Source organism: Kaistella chaponensis (genome assembly GCF_900156725.1).
Taxonomy (GTDB): Bacteria; Bacteroidota; Bacteroidia; order Flavobacteriales; family Weeksellaceae; genus Kaistella; species Kaistella chaponensis.
On record NZ_FTOI01000010.1, the window covers coordinates 57,767 to 74,331 of the forward strand.

Here is a 16,565-nt window from a genome sequence, read left to right on the forward strand (position 1 = left end):
GGTTATTCTTTAATTCCGTTTAATTTAAAACTGATTTTATATTCTGTGGGTTCCGAATGGAATAACGAATTATCTTCAAAACTATCATCTACGAAGTGAAAAGGACTTTTGATGATATGGATGGACTTTTCATCTACTAAAGCAACATCATATTTTTCACTATATAAAGATGATAAAGCCGTTTCTTTTTCCCATTTGCTTAAAAAGAAAAATCCCCCAGAATCTTTCTTTACTTCTAGTAACCTCCATTCAGTCTGTCCAATCTCCAGATACGCTAAATCGTAATGTTTACCATCTGTTTTAGAAGAAACATCGTTTATTTGATAACCTTTCCTTAGTAATGCTTTTTTAACTCTATCTTCACCTATTTTACCGGACGTAGCTTTTTTTCTATCACTCTTTGAGTTATAAGAACCTCCTTTATTATTTACATTAGCTGATTTAGCAGAATTCGATTGTGCAAATGAAATATAACTTTCATATACATTTAAAATATCTTCATCACTATCGTCTAGGTTGGTTTTTGAAATTTCAGCTTCGAATTCTTTTTGTTGCCTGATGCATTCGTCTTTTATTTCCTCGCCGTAATTATCAAAATACATTAAGCTATACAGTTTAAAATTATCATTCTTAATAATTTTTTCCATATCCTCAACGCTATTACCAAACTCGAAATTTTCGATTATATCTCTATACTTAGTACAAACATCAAATCGCTGTGATACTTCTTGATTTAAGTCTATTTCAAATCTTTCAAGGGTCCACTTACGCAAAGTTGCGGAATAATCCGGGTGCAAGTTAAAAGCGTTTTCTGTTGTAAATATTTTAAGTGAATCAATTGGTACAGAATCAAATGCCATTAACCGTTCAAAAAAAGATTCTCGGTCTTCTTCCAATGGTGATTCACTTGCCTTCTTCCACAATAATTTCTCAAACTTATTCGTTTCATTGTTTATGCAATTTTCTATAGCTGTTCGATGCCAGTTCTCCAATGTACTTTCCGTAATTACAGTTTTTAAATCGAAATTAATAATTTCAGAAAGCCAATTCAAAAAAGAAACACCGTGATTATCTCCAAGAGTGGAAAAATCTATTTTCGGATAGTAATCTGGAAAGTCAATTTGTACGCTCCTTTTTATTTCTTCCTTTAAAAGGTCTGCATCATCTAAAAAAGTAAAATCTTTTTGTAGAATTTTACTCCAAAAGATTTTTTCAGCATCACTAATACCGAGTAATTTCTTGGCTTCTTCAAAAACCGACTCCTTTCCATCAGATTTGATAATATGATATGAATCTTTTACGCCATCCTTAAATATTCGTCGAAAGATGTTTTTTGAAGTTGCAACCTTGAAAGTCATTCCTACAATTTCTGCAATCAGATCACAAAAATCTGCATCCGATTTTACGCTGTTCAAATCTATTTTATTTGTCTTGATATAAAAACAATCTTTGTGCGGTAAAAACTCATTTTTTTCCAAAACATTTACTTCTCCTCCATCAAATTGATAGCTTAAATCTGTCACTACTTTCAACCTTAGAGGTTTTATTAATTGAGCTTCAGCTTTTTTAGCCAATTTTATTTGTTCTAAACGATAAGTAAGAAAATAAGGTTTTAGTTTTTCGAGATAATTATTAAGGTCCAGAGTTAGTATCTCATTTGGTTCCTCTTTTCCCAAATGAATTTTCGATAGTTCGTCCTTAATTAGTTTAACCTCAAAAATTCGTTTTACATTTTCTTCACCAATCCTTCTTGGCAAATTGATAAAATAGAAATTTTCTAAAATCTTTCTAGGTAATAAAAGATTATCCGAATAGAAAACTTTTTCTTTTTCTATAAGCTCAATCGCGTTGCTATCAATACCTTTTCTTGAAAAATATTCTGCACTCAGATTAAAGATTTCCTTATCTTTTATATTATTATCCAAATGCTTTTGCAGAAAAAATTCGAGACATTTTTTATAGAAACTCTGGCTATTGTTTCCATCAGGAAATTTTATTTGCTGATTTCGGAGCAAATATTTTATTCGATCTTCCGAAATATCACTAATTGATTCGGAAGTTCCCAAATATTTAAGGGTATGTTTTAAAGAATCCAACTGATTTTTATCTAACTTATCAGTAAAGAAGGAATCGTTCAAGTCAATCCTTTTAAACATAATTTGGAACTCAGCATCTTCTGAAACCGTATATTCGGAAAAATCTATTAGTTTAGAAATCTGAAAATATATAAAACTATAAGGGACAATTATCTGTTTCGCATAGGCATTACCATATTTAAAAAATACTTTGGCAGAATTATTCTCTAAACCCAGATTGATTTCTCTTTTTAATTCAGATGATTTCTCCAGTAAAATTATTAATTCGTTCAATGCTAATTTTCCTACTGCATCAATATTATTAATTTTTATCGCCTTTAGAGAAGAATTATATTTTGTTGCCTGATCTGGTTTGATTAATCTTCTTTGATCGAATAAAAAATCAAAATATCCATGTAAATCATTTCCTGTTAAATCCTCATATTTCGAAATTGAAATTAACCTATTTACCCCTATCCATTCAAAAAATGAAAGTACAGCATTATCTTCCATATCATCAAGTCCCATTTCTTTAGCACTTAATAAATAATGATCCGCAGTATAAATTCCATTAAAAATATCCTCGGTATTTATATCAACCAAATAATCATTGCCAAAAAATAATTCATCCGATCTCTTAATCACGCTATTACGGTTGAGCAAAGGAATATTATTTACCGCTGTTTTATTACCTGCATTCTTTTCAGGATCGAATACAGAAAATAAAGACTTTACCATTTTCAGAACAATTCCTTTATTTTCTGTTACGCTTTCATTAATTATATTGTTTGTCTGAGATACTACAAATCTCACAACGTCTGTTATATCATTGGATCCTAAATCCACTACATTTTTTAAAATCTTTTTAAGTGTTCTGGATCGGTCTTCATCTTTTTCTCTGGTATTTTCGATTTCGTTTTCAAAAATGCTTCCGAGTACTTTATAAAAAGAAGGTTCAATAAATGAAATTTTGAACTCTTCCGGAAACACAAAATTCCTATTAGCTATGTTTAACGCAAATACTGTTTCGTCATAACTATTATCTTCATATTTATAATCTGAACTAATTAAAAGCGGAAGGTATTCAGAACTGGAATGTAGGTTTTGAAAGTTTTCTTGTGTAAAGAGTTTTATAAGTTCAGCTCTACACGTATGATCTTTTATTTGAAAAGAAATCCTTTTACAAATTCCGACCAGTTCTGAACCTGAATATTTCTTAAATGCAAATTCAGGTAAGTAAATATCTTGATCAGGAACCTTCAATAAGTTAGGGAAATAAAGTCCGAATCCATTCAGTGCTACCCAATGTGAAAATGCAACACCGTGGTAAATCGCTTTTTCCTTGGTCACATATTTATTATCCACCGTTGGATATACTTCAAATTCTTCTTTAAACTGATTTAGAGAATTATAAAAACCTGATAAAACTTCACGTTTTTTACCTAGTTCTGCTGTTAGAAATTTAAAAGCTGTCCAATCTGAAAGTTCTTTTTTTATTTTCTTCGAAACTATTTTCCCTAAACTTTCTGCAATCTGCTGCAAGATATATTTGTTAGCATCATTGCTATTGATCTCTTTCCGATTATTGGTAAGATCGAAAGTTGCATGGATTATACACGGTAAATGTGTTTCTACATCGGTTGGAAAGTAGTTATAAAAATACCCATTTTCCAAGCCTTCATCCTGCCACACTATGGCGTAATTAAATTTTAATTTTTCACTGTAGAACTGATCATTTTTCCTGTAAATGTTCCATGTTTTATTATTGATTCTAATAAGATCTTGCTCATCAACTTCTTTTTTAAAGGATTTGGTCGTTTCACCATCTTTTAAGACGATGATTTCGCGAATATTCGGAAGAAACAACAAGGTTTCTTCCTGAATCTGCCCGATCTGTTTTTCAATAGAATCCAGTTCTTCAGGCTTAAACTGCAGAATGATGCTCGTTGTATATTCTGTTTCCAGATCAGTAAGTAATTCCGGGAAAGCTAAAGTTGCGATAGGAATTTCGTCTTCAGCTAATGTTTTTGAATCAACTTCTTCCTTTATGAAATCTTTTACTGATGGGTAAATTTCTAAATAATCCATGTAAAATTGGTGAACATAATTTTTTGAAAAACGAAAACTAATATTTTGAGTTTTAACCTCGACCGAATCTACCCAGTTAAGTATCGATCTAAATCCCAAACCTTTGTTCCCTATAAATTCTACTCTGTTTTTTGTGGTTAGACCGGGAAACATCAAAGATTTAACCCCTCCTAAACTGAAAGGCTCTCCCTTGTTTGAGACTGTTAGTTTATGCAAATCGATATCTAAAGAAATATAGATGATCTCACTTTTCGCATCATCTGCATTCTGCATTAATTCAAGAAGCTGCCGACCTTCATAATCAGCTACTGTTTGATTTTCCTGGCGATAGCCGGATAACAAAAAATCTGGATTATCAATATAGGATTTTTTGTATTTAGCAATCAATTTCTTAATTCCATCCTCACTTATTTCTGCCATTTATTTTAATCTTTAAATTTTTCTTCAAAATGTGTCCACGCGCGCTTGTAGTCTTCTACGCGGTCGCATTTGGTGAAGGGTGCGTAGTAGGTTACTTTTTCGCCGTGGTAGAGTTCTGATTTGGTGATGGTGTGTTCAAAGGTTTCGCCGGCAGGTAAATCTTTTATTTTTTCCCAATCTGCACGGTCGAGGCCTACGCCAACGAGACCTTTGCTGCAGGTGAATACGATATTTCCTTTTGCATCGTACCAGGTATCGTCTTCATTCTGCTGCAAAACGGGAAACTGGATGTTATACATTAAGATTAATTCGTCTAAGTTCAGGTTTAAAGCCATTGCGGTAATTACATCAATTTCTACCAAAGCTTGCCTGCGCTCAAAATAGTTGCGCAGCGGTGTATCCCACGACCATTCTTGAGCGAGGGACTCAAAAGGTTTCAAGCGCTTATCTATAAGTGACCATGTACTTCTTCTAAATTCGTATTTAAACATCTGATTCCATATTGTTTTGTACGAATCATTAATAAAGTTTAGTTGCATAGTCCTTTTTAGTAATTCCTGTTCAATCCAAAGGGGTACTTCTGGTAAGGGAAGGTTTTCGATTACGCTTTGACTTATCTTAGCAACAGACAAGGTTTTGACAATAAAATCATAAACGATCGAGTGGGATAAGCCCGAAAATAAAATTAGGTCCTTATCAAACTCTAATACTAAAGATGTCGCCGCTTGAATATGTGAACTATATTCAGGAATTATGGAAGTTTGAAAAGTTCTTTCTCCTGCCTGATTTAGTAGTGAAGGAAATAACAACTTAAGCTTTTTTAACCAGTTATTATCATCGGAATTAACTGGTTGCATGAAAAAATCCACAAGTTCAAAATTTGTCCGAGGCTTAAAATCAGAACGAAGGCGAGGTACATCGATGATATCGTAATGTGATTTATCTGTACATTTTTCTCGTGGGTTTTTATATAAAGGATTTGCAACGTAGAATTGTGGACCACTATAAATTAGCTGAAAATTATTTTCCGGATACTTCGTTATTTTTCTTAATTTACCTTTTTTAATATCATTCGTTTCATGCCAACATTCACTTACTTGGAATTTTTTATCCTTAATCCTAATTCCGATTTTCGCAATTTTGTCAATTACCGGAATTAAGTTTACATTATGAATTGATAAAAGCTTAGGAGAATCAGCATTTGAACCACTAAATTTACCTAGAATTTCTAAGGACGACTGTGCAATGTGCACAATACGGTCCGAGTGCCCTGTAACATTCCACTCATATGCTCCTATACTGTTTTTGAATTTTAAACCGTGACAGATTTCTAAACCATTATAAGCAAAAGAACTCTCAATGGTAAACGGGTGAAAAATATTATTAATATTTATGAAATCGCAATCACTCATCTTACCAGCATATATGTTTATTCCATATTTTGATCTATGAGCTACTTCAGCAAATAGATTAAAGGCATTCTGAAACTGGAAATGAAATTTTAGTCTTTTATAGATTTCCTTACGCAACTTTTCAGCATTAGGATCATCGTAAATTCCTTCAGGATGTATCAAACCTAAAAAACCCTTTTCAGAGATCCAGTGCAAACCGTTTTCCAACACGCATTTGTAAAGATTAGTTTGTTGCCCCTTGAGTAGCGGATAATTCTGGTAGGCATTCATAAAAACAGCTGATGCTTCGTGTTCTATATTCTCGGTAAAATAAATGTTTCTTCTGTCTTCCTGCAGTAAGAAATCTGACTGTAATTTCTTTACCTGCGGCGCGGTGACCTTGCGTATTTCAAGCTCCGGATAGATTTCTGACATCAGGCCTTTTTCCTCAAACACAATCTTCAGCCAAGGCGGATTTCCGACTGCGATATCAAAACCGTTGCGTTCGCGGAAGACTTCAATAAATTCCAGCTCATAATGGAAGTAGCGGTACTGGTCGGCATACTTCTTCACCAAGAGCGCGCGTTCATTTTCGAATAATGAGGAGGGCGACTGTTTTAAAGCGGCGATCAGCTGCTGCTCAATTTCTTTTTTGTCTTTGCGGTAATCGCGCACCGTTTCGTCTACCTCTACCTCTTCATCTGCAGTTTTATTTACGGCCAAGTCAATGTTGAGAATCTGGACGATATCTTCGTACCACTGGGTGCGGGTGGGCAAATCTTTGGCATCGCGCACATCCCAGAACCATAAACTGCACCAGTAATCCATGATCTGTTTCAGTTTGTAATAGGGTGCATTGGGCTTCAGGCGCTCGCGGGCAAACTGCTGCTTTTTTTCGTAGGAATATTCCTGAAAATCGAGGGCAGAAACTTCGGCGGGAATCCCAAAGAAGTCGCTTCTGACTTCGGTAATCAAGGCAATGTTTTTCTGTATGGCATAATGCTCCATCAATAAAGCATCAATGGCAGCGGAGATTTTCTGCAGCAGATTATATTCGTCTTTGCGTACCGGAGAACAGAATTCTTTGCGCCATTCGGTTACTCGTTTGGCTTCATCGGTGTAAGCATCTTTCAGTAATTTAATATTCCCTGAAGCTGCCATGCCGGGATCGGGTAAGAGGAAATGGTAAATTTCGTCCTCTTTGCGCAGGATGCCTTTTTTGCTGAACTGCAAATGTTTGGGCGCGGTGCTCCACCATTCTTTCTTTACCCAACCTTTTCCTTTCGGTTCGAATGAAAATTCTTTATGCTTAAAAACCTTCAGCCAGGAGCCTACCACGGCATTTCCTACGCCCAACCGGTAGCCAAAGAAAGGGGTCTGCATGTCCTTGTGGATCACATTGAGCCAAAGTGACAGCTTGCCCAGTTCCACCGCTGTAGGATTTAAATCGACGCCATAGACATTGTTCAGGGCGATGTGTGCTTTTATTTTCTGAAGTTCTTCCTGGTATTTATTAGGATCTACCCGGGTTTTCAGTTCCTGCTGGCTATATGTAAGGTAGGCCTGCGCCAACTGGTTAATCACCTCGTTGTGGAAAGCCGCGGCACCCATGGCAGGTTCCAGTATTTTCAGATCCAGCAAATCCAAGGCTTTGATCTCGCCCTTTTCCAACCGTTCCAGGATTGGTTTCAAGGTGTATTTTACGGTGGTCTGCGTTAATACTTCCGGGGTGTAATAAGAGGCGGATTTTTGGCGGTCGCGGCCACTGAGTCGGTAAATAAACCGACCGCGCGGGATGACTTTCATTTCTTCAGAGCCATCTGCTTTCTGATCTTTATAGATTTCACTGTCGTGAAAATCATCAAGGCGTTCGCGGGGTACGAGGTAAGAACCATCAGTTCTCGTTACTTTTTCTGAAGACTCGTCCTTTTTGCGTTTGCGGTGTACTTCGATATAATCTGTTTTGGCTAGAAAACCGCGGAAAGCCAAGAGACTTTCATACACGGAACCCAACTGGTTTATGCCTAAGTTGGCATAGGATATCCGGCCTCTGCTTTTTCTGTTCTGTTTTTTGGAGAGGGACAGTTCACAGATCACATCCTGCCAAACTGCGTTTCTGATCTGAACATCCTGTAAGTAATTCAGATTTGCGCCTTCGAACATGGGTGAATCCAAATGGCGGATTTTGAAACTTTTTGTCTGCCCTTCCTGTTCTTTATATCCCTTGTTTAACAGTTCAAATAACTGAAACAAAGATTTATGAAAAAAATATCCGTTCCTACTTGATTCCGTAATTAAGGGCACCTGTTCCAAATCACGAAGCATCTCCAGGGAATAGCCGCGTTCGTACACATCGTCGTTGGAAGGTAAGATGTCGAGATCTTCACGGGATTCGGCATAAAACAGAAATAAAAGGCGATAGACCATGTTCAGGCAATCGTCTTTGAGGCGGTTGGCATCAATGTCATCATAAGCATAACCCTGCTGCACCAAATCGTGGACGGCTTCGTTGGCGAGATTTTCCACCGCATTGATGACTCCTTCCTTTAAATCCTGTGTTACCTGATATGCTGCTTTGTGGGCATCTTCGTCCAGCTGTTCCATCAGCACCATATCGGCAGTGGGTGCCAAAAGATCTTTGCCCAGGAGGAGATAAAAGACCGCGTAGTAATCTTTGAGTATCGCCGCATCATCAAAAAGCGCTTCGAGATCGAGCTCCAGATAGGAACCCCGGAACCATTTTTCGGATTCCAACAGAAAATATTTATTGCCACCGCACAACAAAATGTATTTCGGCCGCCTGTTCAGCGGCAATAAGAACAATTCATTGATGGCCTGATTGATGATCATCGGTGAGATGCTGACGCCCTCCGGCACGGTAAATACATCAGCCCACTGGGAGCGGTGATATTTCTGTTCTTTGGCTGTTCTGTCTTCCGGATCATGGGCAATATTGTAGCTCTGCTCGAAGAGTCCATCCGGTTCTTCGTCGGAAGTTTTAATTAAGGCGTGCATTTCCATAACCATGAGGTGCGGAGTGGTGCCACGGTATAAGATATGACGGACAGGCAATACTGCCTTATCGCTGATGGGATACAGTTCGGTGTAGTTGTTTTGCGCAGCATTGTAACCTAACGCATTCAGGATCTTTGTGTGAAAGTCGTGCGAGAGATTGATTTTATCTTTGGTTCGCAGGTGATTTTCGATGAAGCGCTGCTTGAGTTTGAAATAGTCTGGCTTTATGCGAGCGACGGCCTGGCTGAATGTTTTAACCGCATCGCTGCTGCAACCGGATTTGTCGATAACTTTTTTAGAGAAATCTTCATCGAAATAATTGGACGCAAAATAATCTCCTATGTTGTTAATGAAGTGAATCATATAATCTGCTACTAATGGTTATAAAAAACAGCGAGTACTTTGAGGTATGGATCACCGTTGAGACTGGTCAGGTTCTTAAAATACTGACTTGAACTGTTTAAAATGGTTTCTATTTCAAACTCTTTGTCCAGTTTTCTTTTTTTAATAAAACCGTACTCCGGTGTGTCCCCAAACTCCAATTCCATCTGCTGAACTTTGCTTGTATGCCAGTTTTTAATTTTTTCCTCATAAATGGCCAGTTTCTTTTCCATTTCAAACTGCAGTTTTTGCTGCTCCTGGTCCATATGCAGCTGGTGGGCAAATTCTATAACCTGTGGTAGAAGTTCCTGCAGCAAAGAAATATCCTGATCAGAAACCGCCATTGTATGCAGTTCTTGAGTTAGGTTATAGGCTGTGAGAAACTCTTCGAAAGGGATAGGTTTGTTATCCATTCCACCATCTATTTTCATCTGTATGACAAAGAAGTCTGACAATACGGACTGGCCGAGATTGTTGGCTACGATACCCTGGATAAGAAAAAATGCTGAGTTTTGTGGTAACCTCGTAAGTTTGTTAACCAAGGCGACATCTTTGTCAACAGAAGCTTCCAGCTGTGTCATGAGATACCGCACGACGGGATGCAATTCATAGAGCATGTGAAACCTGGCCCATTCTCCTTTTTTCTTGCGCGCATTTTCAATGGCTTTCTGAACATCGTCCTTATTCAGTGATAACTGATACACTTCGCCGAATTTAGAAGGTTTGGCCTCCTTCGGTAAATCATATAAAATACGGTCGATTTCCTTTGTATGTTTAACCTCTAACAAATCGCCTTCAAAGAGAGCATCGTCATTTTTAAGGTAGTGATCTGTTTTGAGCTGCTGAATAAGCGCTTCGTAGTATGCTTTATCATTTTCAAATAATGAAAATGAAGGCATAATGGGTTCCGCAACTTTTAATTTCGGAGTTGCATCGTCAAATAAAGAATCAAAGAAGTCATCACTTACACTGTCCGGCAATGCGGCCTCTACCAGATCTGCATTATTGGTTGCCAACGCCTTGGTAATTAACTCTTCTTCCGCTGTTGCATCGTACAGCTTATAAACAGAAGCGGCATCGCCCAAGGACTGATATACTGTTTCTTCTTTTTCTTTTAGCTTGTTTACGATGTGGAGATCGTCTTTTAATCCCTCCAAATCAGATTTGGCAATTAGGTAATGGATATATGGCGTTTTAGTCTGGCCGTATCGATCAATACGACCATTGCGCTGCTCTAATGTAATTAATGACCACGGGATGTCGTAGTTAAACATGTGGTTGCAGTAGTAATGCAAGTTTACTCCCTGAGAGCCCGCGTCTGAAGTAAGTAAAATACGATAATCCGAATCCGCTTTTCCAAAATCTTCAATAATGCGCTGCTGTTCCATGTCGGTTAACGATCCATGAAAATCTGCAATTACATTGTCTTCCAAACCAAAATCAGCGGTCAGTTTTCGTTTCAAGGATTTTAAGGTTTCAATGCGTTCAGCAAACACCACAATCCGAAAATCCTTCTTGCGCCCATTCCAGTTCAAGCGAATCAGTTCGTTTTTTAAGGCATTGTATTTTGCATCTTTTTTACCGGAGATAATTGTTTGCAGTTTCGATTTTAACTGTTGAAGAATTTCGATATTATCCTCCACCAGATCATCCAGATTATTCAGTGCTTCCAGCTTACGGATTCTATTTTCAACAGAAGTGAAAGCTGCTTCCGGAGAAGACATGTAAGACTTGAATAAACCTATGGCGAATAATAAATCTTTTTTTGGTTTTTTCAGCGTCTTTCTGCCAAACAGATCGGTCTGCAAGTCTGCCTCCTCCAACCTGGCTAAGGCATTGAATTTAATTTTTTGCTGCTGTTCCAGAAACTCATTTTCAGCGTCGGTTAATTCTGCGTGAATCGATACTATTTTCCGCTCCTGGAAGTTGGAACGCACGGCTTCATCATCAATGTCATTTTTGAACCGGCGAACATAGTAGGGTAAAATATCCTGCTGGGTGTAGTTCTGTTCGTCTCTGATCGCCAAGGGTTCGATCATGTTAATCAGATTGGCGAAATTCTGCTTCTTACCATTGTGAGGAGTAGCAGAAGTAAGCACCAAAGATTCGCACTTGGTGCTTAATAACTGGGCCAAACTACCGCGGAGCGAATTGCTGTTCGCTACGGTATGACATTCATCAATTACAATGATGTCCCAACGCGTGTTTTCTATATAATGCTGGAATTTAGCATTGTTCTTGAGTGTGTCGATTGAAACAATCGTCTTATCGTAATAGTCGAAAGGGTTTTTGTTCGCAGGAAGTTCTGCTTTAATTTTGGAAATCCCCTCTGAATCCAGACGGACTAAAGGAATCGCAAAACGATTCCATATTTCCTGTTGGAACTGCCCCAAAATAGATTTCAAGGCCAGTACCATGATGCGTTTGCCTTTACCTCTCTTTATCATTTCTGATAAGAAAATGCCGACTTCAACGGTTTTACCCAATCCAACGCCATCGGCAATTAAAATTCGTGGACGTGGCAACTGGAAAGCTTTGAGTGTGGGTTCTAACTGGTAATTGGCGAGATTGAAAGCTGCTTTGTGTGCTATGGTTATCTGCTCACTGTACACCGAGGCATTCCTGATCTGATTTTCAATAAACAGTTTGGTTTTACGGTAGCCGTAATCTGTATCGGGAACCAAGCGTGTATGTTTGGGATCCAGAACGCGTATTGAAGAATCTATTTGAGTGTCAAAAATGAAAGTTTTCCCTTTTACTAATTCGGAGATCCCTTCTACCTTCAGTATATAATTACCATTGTTGTCTTCTATGTCGTTTATAATAAAGTCCTCGTCACGATTTGTGATCCGTTGGCCTGGGGTGAAATTCATATTTATAGTAACTATGCAGAGATGTAACTGACACCTGGTGTATGAAAAATTTCAGATACTTCCAGTTTATCAGCCACAAGTTATAAAAACCCTAAAGATACAAACTGGAAATGAAATTAGAAAATGTAATAAATAAGGGATTATGCGTAAGGATTCAAGTAAAATATTACGGAATATGAACAAAAAAAACTGTTTTTTTTTGCTGAAACAGTATTAAAAAAGTAGAAAACTAAGTAAAAACCTGTTCACACAATCACAATGTTCAGTGTCACTGAACATCAATTTTTATTGAACAGGTTAGAGAAAAGTTATTAGTCAATTGAAAGTAAAATAGAGAATCCGGAAAGGGAGTAAGTTAGTAAGTGAATTTGGGCAAAAAGATTTTTTTTATTTTTTGTGTTGAAAAAAATGTATTAGAACGAGTGCTTTTAGCGCCAATCAATAAACAGAGGTTGTTTGTTTGCAGTCATCTATACTGGATTAATATATTTTTTTCGTAAAAAAGTACTTACTCCACTTACTCCCATAAAGCATTCTCCACAAAAACATCAACAAAATGAACCGGATTATTTTCAGAAATACTCTGTTCTAAACTCGTGAAAACCATTTGATTTCTGGCAATTCGAATGATATGTTGCATCATTACCGGTGGCTTTTCCTCCCCAGTTGGTAATCTTATCGAGCTATCGATTTTAGAATAGAGATCATTAGAGCAGTTTTTTAGAAGGACTGTTTTTTTTGTGGCTTTTAGAAACCTTTAGAAGTGGTCTAAAAAGAGGGAGTTATTCAAGATATTATAACGCCTCCACGAAGACTTTAAGTGCAATTGCGGAAAACAATAGTCGGAAAAAACATTGGTGCAGAAATCTTTTGTCTAGAATTGGACGAAATATTACCTCGTAGAAATACTCAAATTACCGAAGCTACGCTTCTAAATCAGGATTTTTTATGGAATTTCTACATTCTTCCTCAATAATTCTGTCCATAATATCGTTGATATTATAGCCTTTCTTACGCAAAAACAGGAAATATCTGACGTGTTTGTTCGAAAAGGTATTATTTTCGATGTAGTAAATACCTTTAGGATCACACCCAATATATTGCGTGAACTCTTGCAAGTTTTCTTTAATATTAAAGATTTTTCGAATTTTTAAACTCATTTCTAATCGACACAAATATATTATAGAAATCTTTAAGCCAAATTTGAAAAATTCGATGCGTGTAATTTTCTTTAACTGATTTTATTACTTTTTTCATTTTGCAAATCTTGATCAAAGGTAGAACTAATTCCACCAATTTAATTTAATAATTTGTTAAAAAAACATGAAGCAAGTCTTTTTCAAAACATTTTTAACACTCATTATCAGTACTAAAGCACTTCAATCACAAAGTCAACTGACGAGAGATTATGGTGAGTACTTTATCCAAATTGATGAAAAGTACATTCATCATTTAGGGGAACTAAATAACAGTAGCGAAAAATTTGAAACCACCCTTAATCTAACTACTTATAAAAATCGCTTTAAGTTTTTAGATGCTAATACCAACCTTCATATTGACTACAATGATATTACTTATACTTACGTAAAAAAGTTTCTCGGTTACCAATGGTATCCTAAAATAATAGGATTGTCTGTTTACTATTTCCCACTTTTCGAAAGCAAACTAGATCATTATGGAATTCCAAGAGAACTCAAATATTTAGCTGTAGTTGAGAGCGCTTTAAACCCACGTGCAGGAAGTTGGGCAGGAGCAAGTGGACTTTGGCAGTTTATGCCTGCTACAGGAAACCAATATGGTTTACGCAAAAACGAATATATCAATACATTTTACGATCCTGTAAGCAATGCAGATGCCGGTGCACGATATTTGAGGGATTTATACCGTCAATTCGGCGATTGGAATTTGGCAATATCAGCTTACAATTGCGGACCTGGTAATGTAAATAAAGCAATTAAAAAAGCGGGAACAAAAAACTATTGGAAACTCAGAAAGTATCTTCCTAAAGAAACACAAGCCTATGTCCCCAGCTTTATTGCTGTCAATTACCTTTTCAATTATTACAAGGAACATCAGATGAAACCTAAATATTTTAGGTATTCATTTTTTGATCTAAAAACAATTAAGATTAGTCAGACTACCACTTTTACTAATTTATCAAAACGATTTGATTATAAAATTTTAAAGTTCGCAAATCCTCAATTTATGACCGAAATTATTCCGAAAGGTTCAATCGTTTATGTTAGATGAAAAACCCTTTATATGAATCTAGTTTACGACAATACTTCCAGTTGGCGTAAAAGTAATTTCAACAACCTCTCCCGTACTCGCTGTGCCTGTAATTTTCATTGTCAAATTACTAATGTTTACGTTTGTGCCGCCTAAAAAAGCAACTTGATCACCGATGGTCGGCCAAATATCATTATTTTTTTCAAAGACAGTCGTTCCCACTACAACATTTTCGTTATAAGTTCTAGTAACATGAACGGACGAAGTTGTGGTAGTAACATCATAATTCAATTCATACTTTACAGATGTAATTGTTGCACTACCACCAGAAATCAGTTTAAACTTTCTTGAAAAATTCTGTTGATATACTCTCCATCCTCCGGCAGGGCTTGGAACTTTAAATGCAATATTTCCTTCCTTCACAACACTATCGTCAAAGAAAATTGTTGGAGTTACTTTAATCTCAAAACTTTTTACCTCACTTTCATTTCCATATTCATCTTTTACTTGAATATTGTAAGTATATGTTCCTGCTACCAAAGCATTAATAGCGGATAAGAAAGAACCGTTTGATCCTAAAGCATAATTAGTGTAGGTATTGTTGGTGTTCTGAATACCATTTAAATTTGAGTTTGATGCAGATGAGATCCAAGTTTTATATTGAATGGTAGTATTGGTGTTAACCGGTGATTTTTTAACGATTCCAGTTAATGTAATCTGAGTATTGGTTGAAATGTTTGCCGGACTAAAGTTCATACTTTCAATTGTAACTTCTCTCGCTATGATATTTTGCTGTACCTCATAATCTTTTGATAAAGTTCTATTCTTTATTGAATAGGTTAATTTACCCTGTCCGGCTGTGTTCGTTGCGAGAGAGGTTGTAAAACTGTCAATATTATTAATAGGATACCAAGTATCTAAATTTACAGTCACTCCGTTTAGTTTTACTTGCCCTGAATAGGTGTCAAATTTAATTTGATAACCTGTTGATGGTTGCCCAGACCCCGGAACAATTTTCATCAGATATTGGGTTTCATCGCCTTGATAAATGGAACCTGTACCACCATTATACGTATGCGAAAATTCTGAAACAGAGTAGGGCAGTGAGAAAACTTCTTCTTTAGACACTCCCTTTCCATTTTTAACAACAATTTTTAATTCGTGGACTCCAGAAACGTTTCCAACATACTCAAAAATGTTTTCTTCAGTAGTGAAATTATATTCCTGATTAGCTGTAAGAAGCTCTCCATTTAATTTAAGTGTGCCATTTAAATTAGTAGTGAATTTAAAAGAAGTCTTAATTGACTGAAAATCATAAGATGGCCGCACATTAAATTTTAACTGGTTTATCTCTCCAACTGCTTTTTCAATAAAATTATTATCTCTTTCGATAGTAAATCCAAATTGTCCATCATTGTCATTTCCCCAGTCTCCATCTTCACGACAAGAGTTGAATAGTAAAATGCAGAAAAAAGATAGTATTATAATGATTGTATTTCTCATATTAGGTCGATTTTATTAATTAATGTAGTATCTAAATCCTCCGAAAAGGCCATAATTAGACTTCGAAAACTCACTTTTTAAATCATAAAACTGGGTGTAATTGGCCAGAAATGAGAATTTCCTCGCAAAGGCAAATTCTATTTCAGCACTGCCGGAAATACCATATACAAAACCTTTAACGGGAACCGGAATTTCGGCATTGTATTTTGGATCTTTAGAATTACCATCATTCACCGTTTCATATCCTGCGTATCCGCCTAACCATCCGTTTATATAGACTGGAGCAAGACCTTCATAGCTGTACCCCGCATTTACATTAAGACCATATTTATGATAGGGTAGGATTTGATTATCTAAATAGGAAATTTCATAATCCTGATAAAAACCCTCAACTTTTCCCAAAAACCCTTTTTCACCGAAAACCTTAATATAGCCTCCCTTTACCATAAATCCAGCACTGAGATCTGCCTTTTCCATCACATAACCATATTCTGCATGAACTGCAGATTGGTTTTTTCTTCGCCCTTGAGCTTCTGCGAGAATACAAAAGCAAACCAGGAATAATATCAAAACATTCTTCTTCATATTAT

At 36.4% G+C, this 16,565-nt stretch carries 8 protein-coding genes; 1 reads left to right on the forward strand and 7 read right to left on the reverse strand.

All coding sequences use genetic code 11. The features are described from left to right. Positions 1-2 precede the first annotated feature (2 nt). The 5 genes from BW932_RS10765 to BW932_RS10780 all read right to left on the reverse strand — a co-directional run bounded on the left by BW932_RS10765 (position 3) and on the right by BW932_RS10780 (position 13,403). Positions 3-4,583: a sacsin N-terminal ATP-binding-like domain-containing protein gene (locus BW932_RS10765; RefSeq protein ID WP_076387511.1), complete on the reverse strand. Its 4,581-nt coding sequence runs from the start codon at positions 4,581-4,583 to the stop codon at positions 3-5. A gap of 5 nt (positions 4,584-4,588) precedes the next feature. Beyond that, positions 4,589-9,352 carry an Eco57I restriction-modification methylase domain-containing protein gene (locus BW932_RS10770; RefSeq protein ID WP_076387512.1) on the reverse strand — a complete coding sequence of 1,588 codons (4,764 nt, stop codon included), beginning with the start codon at positions 9,350-9,352 and terminating at the stop codon, positions 4,589-4,591. An 11-nt stretch (positions 9,353-9,363) separates the two neighbouring features. Continuing rightward, positions 9,364-12,243, reverse strand: a complete 2,880-nt coding sequence (locus BW932_RS10775) for a helicase-related protein (RefSeq protein ID WP_076387513.1) — start codon at positions 12,241-12,243, stop codon at positions 9,364-9,366. Positions 12,244-12,760: 517 nt separating this feature from the next. After that, the gene (locus BW932_RS14450; RefSeq protein ID WP_262493363.1) at positions 12,761-12,886 is read right to left on the reverse strand and encodes a hypothetical protein; all 126 of its coding nucleotides are present in this window, start codon (positions 12,884-12,886) and stop codon (positions 12,761-12,763) included. Between the two features lie 280 nt (positions 12,887-13,166). Continuing rightward, a complete protein-coding gene (locus BW932_RS10780) occupies positions 13,167-13,403 on the reverse strand; it encodes a hypothetical protein (RefSeq protein ID WP_076387514.1) in 237 nt (78 codons plus the stop codon). Positions 13,404-13,566: 163 nt separating this feature from the next. On the opposite strand from BW932_RS10780, the gene BW932_RS10785 reads away from it, so the two are divergent. Beyond that, positions 13,567-14,493 (forward strand): lytic transglycosylase domain-containing protein, encoded by a 927-nt coding sequence (locus BW932_RS10785; protein WP_076387515.1) that lies wholly within the window; start codon positions 13,567-13,569, stop codon positions 14,491-14,493. Between the two features lie 18 nt (positions 14,494-14,511). On the opposite strand, the gene BW932_RS10790 is transcribed toward BW932_RS10785, so the two are convergent. Together BW932_RS10790 and BW932_RS10795 are read right to left on the reverse strand one after the other, a co-directional pair. Beyond that, positions 14,512-15,975 carry a hypothetical protein gene (locus BW932_RS10790; protein ID WP_076387516.1) on the reverse strand — a complete coding sequence of 488 codons (1,464 nt, stop codon included), beginning with the start codon at positions 15,973-15,975 and terminating at the stop codon, positions 14,512-14,514. A 15-nt stretch (positions 15,976-15,990) separates the two neighbouring features. Then, the gene (locus BW932_RS10795; RefSeq protein WP_076387517.1) at positions 15,991-16,560 is read right to left on the reverse strand and encodes a hypothetical protein; all 570 of its coding nucleotides are present in this window, start codon (positions 16,558-16,560) and stop codon (positions 15,991-15,993) included. Positions 16,561-16,565 lie beyond the last annotated feature (5 nt).